15 protein-coding genes and 1 pseudogene are annotated in these 18,049 nt (G+C 65.4%); 7 read left to right on the top strand and 9 right to left on the bottom strand.

Translation table 11 applies throughout. From position 1 onward, the window contains the following. Window positions 1-10: 10 nt before the first annotated feature. The 4 genes from JJC00_RS33035 to JJC00_RS33020 form a co-directional block, all read right to left on the bottom strand. Complete coding sequence (locus tag JJC00_RS33035; protein WP_200469949.1) at window positions 11-178, bottom strand: hypothetical protein; 168 nt, start codon at window positions 176-178, stop codon at window positions 11-13. A gap of 1 nt (window position 179) precedes the next feature. Next, entirely contained in the window at window positions 180-551 is a 372-nt protein-coding gene (locus JJC00_RS33030) for a hypothetical protein (protein WP_200469948.1), read from the bottom strand. A 240-nt stretch (window positions 552-791) separates the two neighbouring features. Next, window positions 792-1,196, bottom strand: a complete 405-nt coding sequence (locus JJC00_RS33025) for a hypothetical protein (RefSeq protein ID WP_246774006.1) — start codon at window positions 1,194-1,196, stop codon at window positions 792-794. A gap of 11 nt (window positions 1,197-1,207) precedes the next feature. Further along, window positions 1,208-1,708, bottom strand: a complete 501-nt coding sequence (locus JJC00_RS33020; protein ID WP_200469947.1) for a hypothetical protein — start codon at window positions 1,706-1,708, stop codon at window positions 1,208-1,210. 305 nt (window positions 1,709-2,013) lie between these two features. On the opposite strand from JJC00_RS33020, the gene JJC00_RS33015 reads away from it, so the two are divergent. The 3 genes and pseudogenes from JJC00_RS33015 (at window position 2,014) to JJC00_RS33005 (ending at window position 9,281) form a co-directional block, all read left to right on the top strand. Beyond that, window positions 2,014-3,696 (top strand): methyl-accepting chemotaxis protein, encoded by a 1,683-nt coding sequence (locus tag JJC00_RS33015; protein ID WP_200469946.1) that lies wholly within the window; start codon window positions 2,014-2,016, stop codon window positions 3,694-3,696. Between the two features lie 195 nt (window positions 3,697-3,891). Next, a complete protein-coding gene (locus JJC00_RS33010) occupies window positions 3,892-7,197 on the top strand; it encodes an acetyl-CoA carboxylase family protein (RefSeq protein WP_200469945.1) in 3,306 nt (1,101 codons plus the stop codon). A gap of 234 nt (window positions 7,198-7,431) precedes the next feature. Further along, a pseudogene (locus JJC00_RS33005) lies at window positions 7,432-9,281 on the top strand (sigma-54-dependent Fis family transcriptional regulator). A gap of 5 nt (window positions 9,282-9,286) precedes the next feature. Here the strand turns inward: JJC00_RS33005 and JJC00_RS33000 are convergent. Then, complete coding sequence (locus JJC00_RS33000; RefSeq protein WP_200469944.1) at window positions 9,287-9,856, bottom strand: flavin reductase family protein; 570 nt, start codon at window positions 9,854-9,856, stop codon at window positions 9,287-9,289. A gap of 57 nt (window positions 9,857-9,913) precedes the next feature. Continuing rightward, on the bottom strand, window positions 9,914-11,011 hold the full coding sequence (locus tag JJC00_RS32995) for an LLM class flavin-dependent oxidoreductase (protein WP_200469943.1): 1,098 nt from the start codon (window positions 11,009-11,011) through the stop codon (window positions 9,914-9,916). Between the two features lie 221 nt (window positions 11,012-11,232). Here JJC00_RS32995 and JJC00_RS32990 point away from each other — a divergent pair, with 221 nt between their 5' ends. The 3 genes from JJC00_RS32990 (at window position 11,233) to poxB (ending at window position 14,611) form a co-directional block, all read left to right on the top strand. Beyond that, entirely contained in the window at window positions 11,233-12,147 is a 915-nt protein-coding gene (locus JJC00_RS32990) for a 2-dehydro-3-deoxygalactonokinase (RefSeq protein WP_200469942.1), read from the top strand. Window positions 12,148-12,161: 14 nt separating this feature from the next. After that, window positions 12,162-12,794 carry a 2-dehydro-3-deoxy-6-phosphogalactonate aldolase gene (locus tag JJC00_RS32985; RefSeq protein WP_200469941.1) on the top strand — a complete coding sequence of 211 codons (633 nt, stop codon included), beginning with the start codon at window positions 12,162-12,164 and terminating at the stop codon, window positions 12,792-12,794. A gap of 80 nt (window positions 12,795-12,874) precedes the next feature. Beyond that, the gene (gene poxB / locus JJC00_RS32980) at window positions 12,875-14,611 is read left to right on the top strand and encodes a ubiquinone-dependent pyruvate dehydrogenase (RefSeq protein WP_200469940.1); all 1,737 of its coding nucleotides are present in this window, start codon (window positions 12,875-12,877) and stop codon (window positions 14,609-14,611) included. Here poxB and JJC00_RS32975 read toward each other — a convergent pair. After that, window positions 14,608-14,973: a hypothetical protein gene (locus JJC00_RS32975; protein ID WP_200469939.1), complete on the bottom strand. Its 366-nt coding sequence runs from the start codon at window positions 14,971-14,973 to the stop codon at window positions 14,608-14,610. The genes poxB and JJC00_RS32975 overlap by 4 nt on opposite strands. 81 nt (window positions 14,974-15,054) lie before the next feature. Continuing rightward, complete coding sequence (locus tag JJC00_RS32970; protein ID WP_200469938.1) at window positions 15,055-15,963, bottom strand: PaaI family thioesterase; 909 nt, start codon at window positions 15,961-15,963, stop codon at window positions 15,055-15,057. Window positions 15,964-16,112: 149 nt separating this feature from the next. Between JJC00_RS32970 and JJC00_RS32965 the strand changes: the two genes are divergently transcribed. Then, window positions 16,113-16,430, top strand: coding sequence for a hypothetical protein (locus JJC00_RS32965; protein ID WP_200469937.1), 318 nt, complete (start codon window positions 16,113-16,115; stop codon window positions 16,428-16,430). Between the two features lie 42 nt (window positions 16,431-16,472). Here the strand turns inward: JJC00_RS32965 and JJC00_RS32960 are convergent, their stop codons facing one another. Further along, complete coding sequence (locus JJC00_RS32960; protein WP_200469936.1) at window positions 16,473-17,942, bottom strand: amidase; 1,470 nt, start codon at window positions 17,940-17,942, stop codon at window positions 16,473-16,475. Window positions 17,943-18,049 lie beyond the last annotated feature (107 nt).

Here is an 18,049-nt window from a genome sequence, read left to right as displayed (position 1 = left end):
GCGCGACGTCTCAATCCTCCACCGGCAGTCCATCGCCGTGCACATACCATTCCGCGCGCGAGGTCCACTGCACATGCCGGTCGGGTATTGCGCAATGGCAGTTGAGGAAGCGATCGAACGGACCTTCGACCTCGAACGCGACCTCGCCGCACAGGCAGCTTCCCCGGAATGCGGCCATCTCATTCTGCCTCCGGCTCGGCCGGCTTCTCGGCCGCCTCGTCCGCGTGAACCGCGGGAGCACCGTGTGCGCCACGCAGCCGGATCATGGTGTCGATCACGTCGACGTCGATCTTCAGCATGTCGAGATCGCGCGTCATCTCGCGGACCTCCTGGCCCTTGCGCGCCAGCTCCTCCGAGATGTCGACCGCCATCTTGCGCTCGGTCACGTTGCCCGCCGTGTTAACGAACAGCTTGGCCCGCATCCATTCCAGCCGCGCCCGCTGGGTGTCGCGCTCGAACTTCTTCTCGGCATAGCGACGCCGCGCCTCCGCATAGGCGCGGACCAACGCGGTCTCCGGCAGGCTCCACAATTGCTCGACCGACATGGTCATGCCGCTCAGGTCCTGGGTTGCAGCGGCGGAGGTCTACCCCCGCACCCTATCAGACCCTTCCGGCGGCCAATTCTCAAGAGGGGACCGGCCAGGTCGTTCAGCGCTATCCCGAACGACGACCCCGGCGGTGGTCGCGCCGGGATCGTCTGGAGGTTTCATGGAGGGCATCGAGCACTGCGTCTCCATGGCGATATCGATACCGCAAGACGGCTCTATGTGCGAGTAGAACCCGTCAAGGCGTCAGCACAGGGCCAGCGCGTTGACCGCGCGCGTTGCCGCATCGCCGTTCCCGGAGCCGACGAACTGGCCGACGATGGATTCGAGTTCGCCCGGTTGCCTGCTCCGCGCGGCCGCCAGCAGCCGCATCAGATCCGCCTCGTCTTTCGACAGGCGCCGGCACGATGGCGGCATGAAGCACAGCTCGCAAGGCCGGCCGCTGCGCAAAATCCGGACGAGCGCGGCAACGCGCGCCACCAGCAGCGGACTGTCGGCGATATCAGGCGCCTCGTCGGCGAAGCGATAGGCGGCTTCCCAGCAATCCGACGCGCCGGTCGCATAGGCCGCGCCGATGAACCGGAACAGCGACAGCGCCGTGCGGCAAAACTCATCGCAGCCTTCGATGCTTCCCGGCTTGTCCTGCATCATGAACGATCTCGTCAGTGCAATGTGAGGCTTCCGACGAACCAGCTCTTCATCACCATCGTCCGTTCAACGTTGGAAGGCCTGATGTGTCGATCCGGCAGGATGAGACCGGCCATGCGGAAGATCGTCGCAAGTCCTCTGACCGGCGCGAGCGCCCAATCCGCGCCGACTGGAGGCAGCCAGCTCTCGAACTGCTCGCGCGCGATATCGATGCGCTCCTCCTGCGCCGCTGCGATCGCGTGCAAAATTCCGTGCTCGCTCTCCGACATCTTCGGGCAAGTGGGGCAATGAACTTCGATGGCCGTATGCGCCGTGCACGCAAAGATCTCGATGATGGCCTCCAGCGACGGCACGGCGTCGCCGACGCGAAAATGGTCGTAGACCTGCTGGATGTCGGTCGCCGTCGGAACGGCGGTCCCGCTTCGCGCCTTCGCGCGGAATCCCCAGATGAAGAGCCGCTCGGCTGCGCATAGCGCGGGAAGGTCGAGTGACTTCACTGATGTCGATTGATGCATTGAGCTTCCGGCCGGTGCAAAGTATCTGCGCCGATCGTTCCGCCACAGCCGCCGGTAAGTCAACGTTGAGCGGGCCGATATCGAGGTCTTCTAGATTTGGAGACCGCGCCAATGTCGACGAATTCTAAGGTTCGCTCACACGAACCGGGCGGCGATATCGTCGCCGCTCTTGAAGACATCCGGCAGCACCGCCAGACGCCTTCGCTGCCGATGGACGCCAAATTCGGGAACCCGAATGCTTAAGGCTTTGCTAAGGCGAGCGGGTTAAAATGGCATATCAGCCCCGCCAATTCTTGTGAGCACCGATGATTTTCTCCCGCATCAGTTTCAAGCTGGTCCTCATTGTCGGCATCAGCCTTCTCGGCATGATCACGCTGGCACCGATCGCGCTGTCGACCCTGCGCAGCCAGATGATCGCCGACCGCCAGGCCAAGACACAGCACATGGTCGATGTCGGCTACGGCATTCTCGCGCATTACCAGAAGCTCGAGAGCGAGGGAAAACTCTCGCGCGAGCAGGCGCAGGCCGGCGCAATGGCCGAGATCAAGAGCCTCCGCTACGACAAGGTCGAGTATTTCTGGCTCAACGACATGACCCCCAGGATGATCATGCATCCGATCAAGCCCGAGCTGGACGGCAAGGATCTCGCCGGGATGAAGGACCCTTCCGGCAACGCGCTGTTCGTCGGCTTCGTTGACGTTGTCAGGAAACAGGGTGCGGGCTTCTACAGCTACCTCTGGCCCAAGCCCGGCTTCGAGCAGCCCGTTGCCAAGATTTCCTATGTGAAGGGCTTTGCGCCCTGGGGCTGGATCATCGGCACCGGCATCTATCTCGACGACGTCGACGCCGTCTTCCGACAGGATGCGATGACGTTCGGCCTGGTGTGCCTCGTGGTGTTCGTGCTCGTGCTCGGCGCCTCCTTCGTGATCGGCCGCAGCGTGACCCGGCCGCTCGCGAAAATCACCGGCCTGACCGAGCGCCTCGCCGCCGGCGACAGCGCGTTCGAGGTGCCTTACACCAACCGCGCCGACGAGGTCGGCGGGCTCGCCAAGGCGCTTGCCGTGTTCAAGGACAATGCATCGGCGGTCGCCCGGATGCATGCCGAGCAGCAGGAAACCAAGCAGCGGGCCGACGGTGAGAAGCGCAAGACCATGACCGATCTCGCCGGCAGGTTCGAGGCGAGCGTCCAGGCCGTGGTCCGCGACGTCTTCAACGAGGCGCGGGCGATGCAACAGGCAGCCCAGAGCATGTCGGAGACCGCCAACAAAGCGACCGATCGCGCGAGCTTCGTCGCGACCGCGTGCCAGCAAGCCTCGAGCAATGTGCAGACGGTGGCCTCCGCCGCCGGCCAGCTGTCGGCCTCGATCACCGAGATCAGCCAGCGCGTCGCGCAGGCCGCGTCGGTCGCGGACAAGGCGGCCGCCGACGGTCAGCGCACCAATGACACCGTGCAGGGTCTGGCCGCGGCCGCTCATAAGATCGGCGAGGTCATCGACCTCATCAACCAGATCGCCTCGCAGACCAATCTGCTCGCGCTCAACGCGACGATCGAAGCCGCGCGCGCCGGTGAGGCCGGCAAGGGATTTGCCGTGGTTGCGAGCGAGGTGAAATCGCTGGCGAGCCAGACTGCGAAGGCGACCGACGAGATCGGCGCGCAGATCAGCGCGATCCAGGCCGAGACCAACCAGGTGGTCGGCAACATCGAGAGCATCCGCGCCACCATCATGGAGGTCAACGAGATCTCCTCGTCGATCGCGGCCGCGGTCGAAGAGCAGGGCGCCGCGACGCAGGCCATAGCGCACAGCGTGCAGGAGGCGGCCTCCGGCACAGACCAGGTCTCGCAGAACATCTCCGGCGTCACCGATGCGACGGCGGAGACCGGCCAGGCCGCGGGCCTCGTGCTGCAATCGAGCGGACGCCTGACCGAGAAGCTGCAATCGCTGGAGAACGAGGTCAGCGCCTTCGTTGCGGGTGTGCGGGCGGCCTGATGCTGCGCTGACGACGTCTGCCGTGGTGCGGATTATTCGCCTCGTCACGGCGCGCGTTGGCAACTGATATTCCGGCCCGCGGGACCGGTCATCGCGACCGGCTTCCCCACCCTTGACGGCTGCGGCTAAAGTGAAGAAGCAGGACGATCGAACCTGCCGACCCGCGCCTGGCCGCGCGGGCATGGAGACAGCTGCATGTCGTTCAAGAAGCTCCTGATCGCCAATCGTGGTGAGATTGCCATCCGCATCGCTCGCGCGGCGGCGGACGCCGGCATTGCCACGGTCGCGATCCACCCGGCCGATGACGCGTTGTCGCTACATGTGCGTGTGGCCGATGACGCCGTCGAAATCCCCGGCCGCGGCGCGCGGGCCTATCTCGACATCGAGGCCGTGATGAAGGCGGCGAAGAGCGCCGGCTGCGATGCCGTGCATCCCGGTTATGGCTTCCTCAGTGAGAACGCGGCATTCGCGAAAGCCTGCGCGGACGCAGGCATTGTCTTTGTCGGACCCAAGCCGGCAGCACTCGAACTGTTCGGCGACAAGGTCGCGGCACGGCAACTGGCAAAGCGCTGCGGCGTGGCGATCATTGCCGGCACCAGCGGGCCGTCGTCGCTCGACGAGATCACAGCGTTCTTCACCTCGCTCGGCAGCGATGCGGCGATCGTGATCAAGGCGATGGCCGGCGGCGGCGGCCGCGGCATGCGTGTTGTCGAGAACGCCGCCGATCTCGCGGAAGCCTATGCCCGCTGCCAGTCCGAGGCCAAGGCGGCGTTCGGCTTCGATGGCGTCTATGCTGAGCGGCTGATCCGGCAAGCCCGTCATATCGAGGTGCAGATCATCGGCGATCGCCACGGCGCGATCTCTCATCTCTGGGAGCGCGAATGCACCATCCAGCGCCGGCACCAGAAGCTGATCGAGGTGGCGCCGAGCCCCTCGCTCGGCGACGGCTTGCGCGGTCGTATCATCGAGGCCGCCAGGCAGCTCGCGGCGGCGGCGTCCTACGACAACCTCGGTACCTTCGAATTCCTGGTCGACGGCACCGCCGAAGACAGCTTTGCCTTCATCGAGGCCAATCCGCGGCTCCAGGTCGAGCACACCGTGACGGAGGAGGTGCTCGGCCTCGACCTCGTCCGCGCCCAGCTTGCAATTGCTGCAGGCAGCACATTGGCCTCGCTCGGTCTGGCGCAGGGCGCAATCCCGAAGCCGCGCGGCTATGCCATGCAGCTCCGCGTCAATATGGAGACGCTGGACGAGACCGGCGCGACGCATCCGACTGGCGGCGTGCTCGCCGTGTTCGAGCCGCCGTCAGGGCCTGGCGTCCGCGTCGATAGCTTTGGCTATGCCGGCTACAAGACCAGCGCGGCCTTCGACTCGCTGCTCGCCAAGGTCATCGTGCATACGCCGGGTGAAGCTTGGCACGACGTCGTGGCAAAAGCCGCGCGCGCCTTGCGCGAGTTCCGGATTGACGGCGTCGTCACCAACATCGCCTTCCTCCAGGCGGTGCTGGCGCACCCGGATTTCAGGACCAATCGTATCGCGACCGATTTCATCGATCGCAACATCGCAAAGCTGGTCGAGGCGGCCGATGGCGCGGCCAAGCCGCTCTATTTTGCCGCAGCCGAGCGAAGCGGTGTGCACGCCGCCGAGGCCCACATCGCGCAGATCGTGCCTGAAGGCACAGTGATGGTCGCTGCGCCCCTGCAAGGCACCATCGTCACCGTTCAGGTGAAGGAAGGCGAAATCGTGCGGCCGGGCCAGCAGCTCGCCGTGATCGAGTCCATGAAGATGGAGCATCTGGTCATGGCCGAGCAGGGCGGGCGAGTGACAAAGCTCGTCGCCGGCGACGGCGTCACGCTGCTGCATGGCGAGCCGATCCTGTATCTCGAGCCGCTCGACGTTGCCGCCGACAGCGCGGCGGCTGAGGCCGATATCGACCTCGACCACGTCCGTCCCGACCTGGCCGAGCTGATCGCGCGCCAGGCCAATACGCTCGACGCAAACCGCCCGGCCTCGGTCCAGCGCCGCCGCAACACCAATCAGCGTACCGCGCGCGAGAACGTCGCCCAGCTCGTCGACGACGGCTCGTTCATGGAATATGGCAGCCTCGCCATTGCCGCCCAGCGGCGCCGGCGCAAGCTCGACGATCTCATCAGCAACACCCCGGCTGACGGCCTCGTGATGGGCGTTGCCACCGTCAACGCCGAAAAGTTCGGCGGCGAAGCCGCGCGCTGCATCATCGTAGCCTATGACTATACCGTGCTCGCGGGCACGCAGGGTCACATGAACCACAAGAAGATCGACCGCATGCTGACCTTGGCGGAAGACTGGCGCGTGCCGCTGGTGTTTTACGCCGAAGGCGGCGGCGGCCGTCCGGGCGACACCGACCGGCTCGGCATGACCGGACTCGACGGCCCATCCTTCGTGCAGTTCGCAAAACTCTCAGGCCTCGTGCCGGTGATTGGCGTCGTCTCCGGCTATTGCTTCGCCGGCAACGCGGCAATGCTCGGCTGCTGCGACGTGATCATCGCCACTAAGAATGCGTCGATCGGCATGGGCGGCCCTGCGATGATCGAGGGCGGTGGGCTCGGCGTCTATCACCCGGCCGAGGTAGGCCCTGTTACGTTTCAGTCGCCGAACGGCGTCATCGACATCGTGGTTGAGGACGAAGAGGAGGCGACATCCGTCGCGCAAAAATACCTGTCCTATTTCCAGGGCGCAGTAACGGATTGGCAGGCGGCCGACCAGCGCCTGGTTCGCCGCGCCATCCCCGAGAACCGCCTGCGTGTCTACGACATCCGCAGCGTGATCGATCTCGTCGCGGACAAGGATTCCGTGCTGGAGCTCCGTCGGGACTACGGCGTCGGCATGATCACCGCGCTGATCCGGATCGAAGGCAAACCGTTCGGCCTGATCGCCAACAACCCGCGCCATCTCGGTGGCGCAATCGATGCCGACGCCGGCGACAAGGCCGCGCGTTTCCTCCAGCTCTGCGATGCCTTCGATCTGCCGATCGTCTCGCTCTGCGACACGCCTGGTTTCATGGTCGGCCCGGAAGCCGAGAAGACCGCGATCGTGCGCCACGTCTCGCGCATGTTCGTCACCGGCGCGAGCCTCACCGTGCCGCTGTTCGGCATCGTGCTGCGCAAGGGCTATGGCCTTGGCGCGCAGTCGATGATCGGCGGCGGTTTCCACGCCTCGTTCTTCACTGCGGCGTGGCCGACCGGCGAGTTCGGCGGCATGGGTCTCGAAGGCTACGTCCGCCTCGGCTTCCGCAAGGAGATGGAGGCGATCGCCGACCCCGAGGAGCGCGAGACCTATTATCGCAACAAGGTCGCCGAGCTCTACGCCAACGGCAAGGCGGTCTCGATCGCCTCGGTGTTCGAGATCGACAACGTCATCGACCCCGCGGAAACGCGGCGGTGGATCATGGCGGGCTTGCGCTCGGTGCCGAAGCCGCCGGTGCGGACGGGGAAGAAGCGGCCCTGTATCGACACCTGGTGAGCGCGGTGCAGCAATCTTAATTGCTCACTCCCCGTCATTCCGGGGCGGCTCGAAGAGCCGAACCCCGGAATCTCGAGATTCTCTGGTGCGCAATTGCGCACCATAGTTCGATGCTTCGCATCGCCCCCGGAATGACCACGGAGGGAGGTGCGCCCCACCGTTTCTGGTTCCCGATTGACATCCCCGCCTGTGGTGCCAGACTTTGCACAATAATACAGGGTGGAGACGTCCGCGATGGCCAGCCTTTCGGCCTCGAACCATGTCGCCCGTGTCTTGTCCGTCGCCAACCATGTGGCCGACGTCGATGCGGAGTCGCGGATCGCGACATCCTGGCGGCGCTGCCTGATCAGCCACAAGCTCGATCCGGCCCGACAGGGCCCGCCGCAGACGCTCACTGAAGCCGAAGTCCGTCACGTCGCCGAACCGATGGAAGAGACCATCCGGCTGCTCACGCCCGAGCTCGACGATCTCGCGCGCGTGCTGCGCGACGCCGGCTATTGCGTCAATCTCGCTGACGCGAACGCGACCATGCTGTTCAGCCGTCTGCCCGGCGAGGCTGACGCGCGGATGTTTCTGGACTGGAAAATCTATACCGGTTCCAACTTCGCCGAGACCTTTGAGGGCACCAACGGCCTGGGTACCTGCCTCGCGGAGCAGAAGCCGATCCTGGTGCATCGCGACGAGCATTTTCGTGCGCAGTGGCACATGTTCTCCTGCGCCGTGGCGCCGCTGTTCGACCAGGCCGGACGTCTTGCCGGCGCGATCAACATTACCTCCTGCCGCGAAGACCTTGAGCGCGCCGCGCATCAGCTCGCGCTCGCGGTGACGATGGAGGCGACGCGGCGGATGGAAGGGGCGATCTTCCGCGATTATTTCCGCAACGCCTGGATCGCGACCGTGCCGGGCGATGGCGGCAGCGGCTTGCTCGCTTATGACGACGACCGCCGCATCGTCGCGCCTGTCGGTCGGCGCGTGCCTTGCTGGGTCTCACCGACGGCCTGATCGCATCCGGTATCGATCTGTCGCGCTATATCAAGCTCGACCACCCGCGCCATGCAGACGAGATCGTCGAGCTGCGCCGCGCCGATGGCCGTCCGTTGGGCCAGAGCCATGTCGCTCCGCCGCTGCGCGCAAAATCGTCCGCGCTACGCCGCGATGCGTCCGTCGATCGATTCGACGCACTGCATCGGTTAGCAGGCAATGATCCGGGCCTGGTCAAGAGCGTGAAGCGGCTGAGGAGCATCGGCGATCACAATCTGCCGGTGCTGCTGCATGGCGAGACCGGCGTCGGCAAGGACGTGTTCGCGCGCGCCATTCACACCGCGAGCAACCGGGCCCGCAACAACTACGTCGCGCTGAACTGCGCGGCGATGCCGGAAAGCCTGATCGACGCCGAGCTGTTCGGCTATGAGGCCGGCGCCTTCACCGGCGCGCGACGCGACGGCTCGAAGGGCCTGATCGTGCAGGCCGATGGCGGCACGCTGTTTTTGGATGAGATCGGCGACATGCCGATCGCGCTGCAGACGCGGCTCTTGCGCGTGCTGGAGAATCGCGAGGTCTGGCCGCTCGGTGCGCTCAAGCCGGTGCCGGTGGACATCCGCCTGATCAGCGCCACCCACCGCGATCTCGGCCGCATGGCGGAGGAGGGCGCCTTCCGCGCCGATCTCTATTTCCGCCTGCGCGGCATGGAGGTGCGGCTGCCGGCCCTGCGCCAACGCGCGGACAGGGATGACATCATCCGCCAGATCGCGCGCGAGGAAGCACCGAACTGCCGCCTCTCGCCGGAAGCCTGGGCGCTGCTCTCGGCCTATCCCTATCCCGGCAACATGCGCCAGCTCCGCCACGTGCTGCGCCTTGCCGGCTGCACGGCGGAGGATGGTGTGATCACCGATGCCGATCTCGACCTGCCGCCGTTTGGCGGGAGGACGGCGGAGACGGATCTTGAAGCGGCTGAGCGCGCCACGATCATCGAGGCTCTTCGCAAGCACGGTGGCCGAGTCACTGAGGCGGCCCGCGCGCTAAAACTCAGCCGCGCCACGCTGTATCGCAAGATCAAGCAGCTGAAGATCGAGACCGCGCAGTAGCGCCCTTACGAAAAATCCGTCCAGCTAAGATGCCGCGAATCGAGGTCGCCGACTGAAACGGTCTCGCGGATTTCGTGAGGCACGTGGAAGCTGCTGCGCAGATAGACCAGCGGCGCGGCGCCGTCGGAATGCGAGACGTAGCGCACCTCGCCGACGAAGATCGAGTGCGTCTTGGTCTCGAACTCCTGCGCCAGCACGCAATCGAAGGAGGCGACCGCGTCCATCAGTACCGGTGCGCCGGTCGCGCCGCGCGTCCACTGACCGAACGCGAAACGGTCGTCGCCATTGACGCCCTTCTGGCCGCTGAACGTGAGCGCCAGCAGCGCGTGATCCTCGTGCAAAAAATTGATCGCGAAGGCGCCTTCCTCGCGGATGCGGGCGTGGGCGCTGGCGTTGCGGTTGACGCAGACGATGAGCGAGGGCGGATTGTCCGACAGCGAGCAGGCCGATGTCACCGTCAGTCCGGTGCGCTTGCCGTGCTCGGCGCCGACCGTGACCAGCGCGACTGCACCGGCGCATTGGCGCATCGCCTGCTTGAAATGCTGCGCGTCGAAAGGATTGGCATCGACCGTCACGCGGAAATCTCCGAAATAATGGCGGGTGCGGCAGAATCGCGCCGCACCCGCCTCGGGTCAAGCTGCCTTCTTCGCGGAGCCGAGATGCTTCAGGCGCGGCATCACCTCGTTCTTGAGCAGCGAGAGCGAGTGGTGCCACGCCTCGGCCTTGTGCTTGTAGTCGAAGCCGAACACCAGCAGCACGCCGAAGCCGCCGACCTCCTCGTGGATCGCCTCGATCTTCTCGGCGACGGTCGCAGGCGAGCCGACGATCCAGTTCCGCTTGGCGCAATATTCGACGGTGACGTCGCTATCGGGCACGTCGGGCGCGTGCTTCAGATAGTCCTTGAAGCCGAAATGGCCGAGCAGCGGCAGGAAGTACTCGCTCATCATCCGGCCCATCATGTCGCCGGTCGAGAGCTTCCAGGCCTCCTCGTCGGTGTCGGCGACGAAGACCTCACGTACCAGACGCCAGTCGGCGCGGTTCGGCTTGCGCCCGGTCTTGGCGGCGCCGATCTCGACGGAATCCCAATGGCTGCCGACATAGGCTGGGTTGAGGTTGAGGCTCATCGGAATGAAGCCGCGCTCGCCGGCGAGTTTGAGCGTGTCCGAGTTCTTCGACAGCCCGGCAACGCCGATCGGCGGATGCGGGGCCTGCAGCGGCTTGATGTGGGGCTTGAGGAAGTCGAACATCGTGTCCGGCTTGGTCACCGTCCAGAACTTGCCCTTGTAGGTGAAGGCCGCGGGATCGGACCACAGCTTCAGGATGATCTCCAGCGCCTCGCGGGTCATGTCGCGGTTCTGCCCGCTCATGCCGTCGACGTTGAACATCGCCCAGTCGCTCGGCAAGCCGCTCGCCGCCACGCCGAAATTGAGCCGGCCCTCGGAGAGATGGTCCAGCATCGCGACGCGGTTGGCGAGCTCGGCCGGATGGTGATAGGGCAGCAGGAAGCCGCCCGGTCCGATGCGAATGTTCTTGGTCTGCATCAGGGCCTGCGCGATCAGCAGGTCCGGCGTGGGATTGGGTTCCCAGGGCGCGGTGTGGTGCTCGCCGACCCAAGCCTCCTGATAGCCGAGCTCGTCGAGCCAGCGCATGACCTGCAGGTCCCAGTCGTTTCCTTCCTTCAGGCCGCACTCCGGCGGGTGCGAAGGCATCGTGAAATAGCCGATCTCCATGGGTTTCCTCATCTGATGTTGACGCGTCTTGCTGCGCGTTCCCTGACGTGAACAGGAATAGCTTCAGCAAGCGGTGTGCCAGCGCGGGCAGCGCCCCAGACCCGCGAGAAAACGCTGGTTTAGGGCCGCAATAGCCGATATCCCGGGGCAGATTTGCGAAGCGCCCGTCTCATTGTCGCGAGACGGCGTCTTGGCCGTGAGACGCAAGGATACGATTCGAAATGGCCGAACCCGCTTTTGTCGCGGTGGACTGGGGCACCAGCAGCTTTCGGCTCTGGCTGGTCGATCGCACTGGCCACGTGCTGGCCGAGCGCCGCAGTGATGAGGGCATGATGGCGGCCGCCAAGACCGGCTTCCCCGGCGTGTTGCAATCGCACCTCGCCGCGGTCAGGGCGCCCGAACATGTGCCCGTTCTCGTCTGCGGCATGGCTGGCGCCAAGACCGGCTGGGTCGAGGCTGGATATGTCGACACGCCGGCGCCGCTGCCGGCCATCCTCAAGCAGGCCGCGCGCGTGGCGGGCGAGGCGCGCGACATTCGCATCCTGCCTGGCATCGCGCAGCGCGATACAAACGCGCCGGACGTGATGCGCGGCGAGGAGACGCAATTGCTCGGCGCACTCGGCCTCGATGCGGCCGGCGAGGCGCTGGTCTGCATGCCCGGCACCCACTCGAAATGGGTGCGGGTGCAGGACGGCACGGTCGCGCAGTTTTCGACGTTCATGACCGGTGAGCTCTTCAGCGTCGTGTCGCGCGAGACGATCCTGGCGCTCGCGGTTGCCGGCGCCGACGACGCCGAGGATATCGCGAGCTTCAAGGCGGCGGTGAAAGCCGGCTACGAGGCGCCGGCCTTTGCTGCAAACCTCCTGTTCGGTGCACGGTCGCGGCAGCTGCTGTTCGGCGGCACGCCGGCCGCGGCGCGTGAGACACTGTCGGGCACGTTGATCGGTGTCGAGCTCGCGGCGGGCCTTTCCGGCAGCGTGCCAAAAGCCGGCATCACGCTGATCGCTTCGGGGCGGCTGGCGATGCTCTACCGGCTCGCCTTCGACGCGCTGTCCGTGACCGTGAATCCGATCGATGCCGATGAAGCGGTGCGCCGCGGCCTGTCGATGGCCGCTGCGGCGATCTGGACGAAGTAAAAAGGATTCTTGAGATGAGCGTTCCCTTTCCGCCGATGAAGCGGCCCCTGGTGGCAATCCTGCGCGGCGTCAAGCCCGAGGAGACCGAGGCCATCGTCGGCGTGCTAATCGAGGCCGGCATGACCGCGATCGAGATCCCGCTGAACTCGCCGGACCCGTTCCGCTCGATCGGGCTTGCGGTGAAGCAGGCACCCGCCGGCGTGCTGATCGGCGCCGGCACGGTGCTGGCCACCGCAGATGTCGATCGTCTCAACGACGTCGGCGGCACGCTGATGGTCTCGCCGAATGTCGATACGCAGGTGCTCGCGCGTGCACACCAGCACGGCATGATCACGCTGCCCGGCGTATTCACGCCGACCGAGGCGCTGCTCGCGGCGCGCTCCGGCGCATCGGGCTTAAAGTTCTTTCCGGCGGGCGTGCTTGGTGCATCCGGCATTGCCGCAATTCGCGCGGTGCTCCCCGCCGGCGTGATGATCGCCGCGGTCGGCGGTGTCTCCGACCAGAATTTTGCGGAATACATCAAGGGCGGCGTCACCGCGTTCGGGCTCGGCTCCAGCCTCTACAAGCCCGGCATGACGGCGGCGGATGTTGCTGATCGCGCAAAGGTGACGATCGCTGCCTATGATCGGGCGATTGCGAAAGACTGAAGCGGCAATAAACAAGCCGTGATGTTGTCACGGTCGTGCGTTGTCCTATCTTGCTGCGTCAGCGAGATCAGGAGACCGACATGGCGATCAACAACATAGCCGATCTGTTCGTGGCAACGCTCGAACAGGCCGGCGTCAAGCGCATCTATGGCATTGTCGGCGACAGCCTCAACGGTCTCACCGAGGCGCTGCGCCGCCGCGGCACCATCGAATGGGTGCACGTCCGCCACGAGGAGGTCGCGGCCTTCGCGGCCGCCGGCGAAGCCGAGATGACGGGAAGCCTCGCGGTCTGCGCCGGCTCCTGCGGCCCGGGCAATCTGCATCTGATCAACGGCCTGTTCGACGCGCATCGCAGCCGCGTGCCGGTGCTGGCGATCGCGGCGCAGATCCCGTCGGCCGAGATCGGCGGCGGCTATTTCCAGGAGACCCATCCGCAGAATCTCTTCCGCGAATGCAGTCATTATTGCGAGCTGATCTCGGATCCGAGCCAGTTGCCTTTCGTGCTGGAGAACGCGATCCGCGCGGCTGTCGGTTTGCGCGGCGTCGCGGTTATCGCCATGCCCGGCGACGTTGCCTTCCGCGCGCCGCCGAAGCGTGCGCTGTCGACGCATCGCGGGCTCGCGCTCGCAGCGCCCAAGGTCGTGCCGCAGGCCGACGAGCTGAAGGCGCTCGCGGATCTCCTCAACAGCGCCGAGCGTATCACGCTGTTCTGCGGCCGCGGCTGCGCCGGCGCGCATGCCCCGCTGATGCAGCTCGCCGAAGCCTTGAAGAGCCCGATCGTGCATGCGCTCGGCGGCAAGGAGCATGTCGAGTACAACAACCCTTACGACGTCGGCATGACCGGCTTCATCGGCTTCTCCTCGGGCTATGCCGCCATGCATGCCTGCGACGCGCTGGTGATGCTCGGCACGGATTTTCCCTACAAGCAGTTCTTCCCTGATGATGCGAAGATTGCGCAGATCGACATTCGCCCGGAAAATCTGGGACGGCGGTGCAGGATCGATCTCGGCCTCGTCGGCGACGTCAAGCAGACGATCGAGGCGCTGCTGCCGCTGCTCAAGACCAAGTCGCAGCGCAAGCATCTCGACGATGCCGTCGCGCACTACAAGAAGGCGCGTGAGGGGCTGGATTCGCTGGCCAAGGGTACGCCGGGAGCTAAGCCGATCCATCCGCAATACCTTGCAAAAGTCATCAGCGATCATGCCTCCGACGATGCCGTCTTCACCGCCGATGTCGGCACGCCGACAGTGTGGGCTGCGCGCTATCTCAATATGAACGGCCGCCGCCGGCTGATCGGCTCGTTCGTGCACGGCTCGATGGCCAACGCCATGCCGCAGGCGATCGGCGCGCAGGCCTCGCAGCCGGGCCGTCAGGTGATCTCGCTCTCGGGCGACGGCGGCTTCACCATGCTGATGGGCGACCTGATCACGCTGACGCAGATGAAGCTGCCGGTAAAGGTGGTCATCTTCAACAACGGCGTGCTTGGCTTCGTCGCGCTGGAGATGAAGGCGGCGGGCTTCGTCGACACCAATGTCGATCTGGAGAATCCCGACTTCGCCGCGATGGCGCGTGCAATGGGCATCTTTGCCAAGCGCGTCGAGGATCCCGGCGAGCTTCCGGGCGCGATGAAGGAGATGCTGGCCCACAATGGCCCCGCGCTGCTCGACGTCGTCACTGCGAAGCAGGAGTTGTCGATGCCGCCGACCATCACGGCCGAACAGGTCAAGGGTTTTAGCCTGTGGATTCTGCGCGCGGTGATGAACGGCCGCGGCGACGAAGTTGTGGATCTCGCGAAAACGAATCTGCTGCCGCGCTAGCCACGCTTCGCCGACGGCACCGGCAACCGCTCATGGCGGCGCTGGAAGCGCTGCCAGTGCAGCACGATGCCGATCAGCGCGGCCGGGACGAAGCCGAGCGCGATCAGGAAGTGCGGCAGTTCCTTCGGCGAGATGAAAGCGATGGCGATGTCCGAGATCAGCCAGAGTGCTGCAAAAATCACCGCGAAATCTGTCCGCGGGCAGCGCAGATAGTAGAACACGGCGGTGATGATCACGGCGGGCCCGATCGCGATGGCGATCATGACCGCCGTCAGCTCCTTCGGCGTCAGCGCGTCAAGCACCATCGACGCCAGCAGCCAAAGCGCTGCAAACATGGCGATGATGTCGATCGGATGCCGCAACCCAAAACCTCTCGTGGGGAACGCGCTATCGTTGAGTCCCAAGCCTTCGACGTCAAGCCCGTTCCGTCAAGCAAAATACGCCTATTCCTCGTTGTTTCCGGGCGTCGGCCGCAGCATCAAATGGCCGAAAGCGGAGGCGATCGGCTTGTCCGGATCGTCCTGCCAGGCCCGCGCCTCGAAGGCGACGATACGCCGGCCCTGTTTCACGATCGAGACGTTGGCAATCGTGTCCAGCGCCCGGCCGGAGCGCAGATAGTTGATCGTCAGCCCGATCGGCTTCGGTAGCGTCGCGATCCCGAGCTCGCGCCGCACGCCGAGGATCGCTGTGGTCTCGAGGAAGGCGCCGGTCATGCCGCCGTGAATCGCGGGGAGGATCGGGTTGCCGATGATTTTTGGCGAGAACGGCATCGTCAGCGTGCCGTCGTCGTTGATGCGAATGCCGAGACAGCGTGCGAACGGGCTGTTGGCGAACGGGCCGTTCGGATCCTCCGGCGCCTCCAGCGTCGGAATGCTGCGCGAATCCATTCTGCAGTCTGCAAGCATGTTGGTGCGGTTGGCGCCGATCATGAAGCAGGCGGTGGCGGTTGCCACCGGATCGTCCTCGGATTCCTGGTAGGCCGTGGAGCGCACGAAGGCGATCGAGCGGGTGGTGCGGTAGCAGACCGAATGCGCCTTGATGGCGAGGCCGGGCGTGGCCGGCTTCTGGTAGTCGATGCGCAAATCGAGCGTTGCGATCGCGCTGGTGCCGTCGAGCGCAAGCTGAACCGCCATGCCGCAGCTCTCGTCCAGCATCGCGGTGACGACGCCGCCATGCAGCACGCCGGTCTCGGTGTCGCCGACGAAGACGGGGCGGTAGGGCAGGCTCGACCAGGCCTCGCCCGGTGCGGACCGGTCGAGCTGGAGTCCGCTGATATGGCCGTAATCGGAACGGCGGCCCTTGATGGCCTCGGCGAGTTCCTCGAAGGGAAGCGTGGTCGATGAATTGGACATGGTGACGTTCTAGACCAGCGCCGCGCGCCGCGCAAAACCCCGCATGTATCGCCGCACGAACGCCTTGCAAGGCCGGTTTGGCCTCGACAGAGCCGGCCGAAGCAACGATGGTGGGCGCTTCGCTTGTCGACTAGCCACAAGGAGTGCCCATGGCCGATCCCGAAACACCCGCTACCAGCCAGGGGCCCGTCACCATTTCCAGCTCGAGTTCCGAGCGGGCGCCGATCATCTATTTCGACGGCGCATCCTGCTTCGGCCATCACAACGGTGCGATCCAGATCGAGCTCGCCGCGAACCTGCTGATGCCGGTCGGCGCGGCCGTCAGGGTCGACGTGGTCCAGACCGCGCATCTGCGCTGCAGCCCGGCCGCGGCGCTGGCCTTGCGCGAAGCACTCGACAAGGCGCTCGCGATGCTCAAGCTGGGACAGCAGCAGCCGGACGAAGCGATCCCGGCGGTGAAGAACTGACGCTCATGGAACGCGATCGCATCTCGATGCGATCGCCGAACCTCAGCTCACATGCACCTTCGGCTTCCTGCCGCCGTTCCACTTGCCCTCGAGCGCACGCTCGATCTGGGCGGCGAGTTGCAGCAGCAGGCCGTCATTGGCCTGCTTGGCGATGGCCTGAATGCCGAGCGGCAGGTCGTGCTCTTGCGCGGCCATCGGCATCGAGATCGCCGGCATGCCGCAGAGATTGGCGAGCGGTGTGAAGGCGAAGAAGCGCCAGAGATTGCCGAACCAGTCGAGCACATCAGGATTGTCAGAGATGGTGAGATATTCCTTGGTGCCGACCTTCGGCGTCGGCAGCGCGGTGATCGGCGTCAGGATCACGTCCCACTGCTCGAAGAACGCACCGAAGCCGCGCGATGTCGTGTTGAACACGCCCTGCATCTTCGCGCGCTCGGCGAAGCTCGTGTAACGTCCGGCCTCCCAGATCCGGATGTTCATGGGCTCGATCAGATCTTCCGGCGGCTTTTCCAGCCCGCGCGCAGCGAGCATGTTGGAGATCACGACGGCAAAATTCGAGATGTAGCAGGTGGTCTGCGCCTCGAACGCGGCGCGGAAATCGAGCTCGGGCAGCGCGTAGTCGACGTGATGGCCGAGGCCTTCGAGGAAGCGGCCGGTCTTCTCCAACTCGGCTGCGATCTCAGGCGTCGCGGTGTAGTCGCCCCAGGTGTGCGATAGCGCGATGCGCAGCTTTGACGGATCGCGCTTGATCATCTCGCCGTAAGGCTGCGCCGTGGTCCAGAACGGCATGAACTCGCCGGGCGCGGGCCCGCGGGCATGGTCGACGAAAGCGGCAGTATCGCGCACCGTGCGCGACTGGCAGCCCTGGATTGAGACGAGGCCGGTGAGATCAGACATGTGCGGCGCCAGCGAGAATACGCCGCGCGAGACCTTCAGCCCGATATTGCCGTTGACGCCGGCGGGAATGCGGATCGAGCCGCCGCCGTCGGTCGCGTGAGCGATCGGCACCACGCCGGCCGCGACCATCGCGGCGCTGCCCGCCGACGAGCCGCAGGTGGTATAGTCGGTATCCCAGGGGTTGCGGGTGACATAGACGGCGGGATTGTCGGCCGATGAGCACACGCCGAATTCCGGCGTCGTGGTGCGTCCGATCAGGTTGAGCCCCGCCTGGCGGAATTTTCCGGTCAGGAACGTGTCGGCCGCGGCGCGATTGCCGCGCATCAGCAGCGAACCCATTTCCTGGAGCCGGCCCTTCATGGTCGGACCCAGATCCTTCATCAGGAAGGGCAGGCCGGCGAACGGACCGGCGAGATTGGCACCGTCCTTGGCGGGATCGGCGATCACGTCATCGAACAGCTCGACCACGCCGGACAGCGCCGGATTGACCTTGGCGACGGCGGCTGCAGCCTGACGTGCCAGTTCCTTCGCCGTCAACTCGCCCTTGCGGACGCGCGCCGCCAGGCCCACGCCATCGTGCTGCGCCCATTCGTTCCAGCTCATCGGCAACGTCATGAAGTCAAAATCCCTTTGATACGGGCGCCACCTTTTTCGCAAGGGCACGCGTGAATCAACTGAGCCGGCGCGAGGGGCAGGGTTGCGCCGGGCGGAGAGGTCGCGGG

Origin of the sequence: Bradyrhizobium diazoefficiens, assembly GCF_016616885.1 — a bacterium.
Classification (GTDB): domain Bacteria; phylum Pseudomonadota; class Alphaproteobacteria; order Rhizobiales; family Xanthobacteraceae; genus Bradyrhizobium; species Bradyrhizobium diazoefficiens_F.
This window is presented reverse-complemented; position numbering and strand designations above follow the sequence as displayed.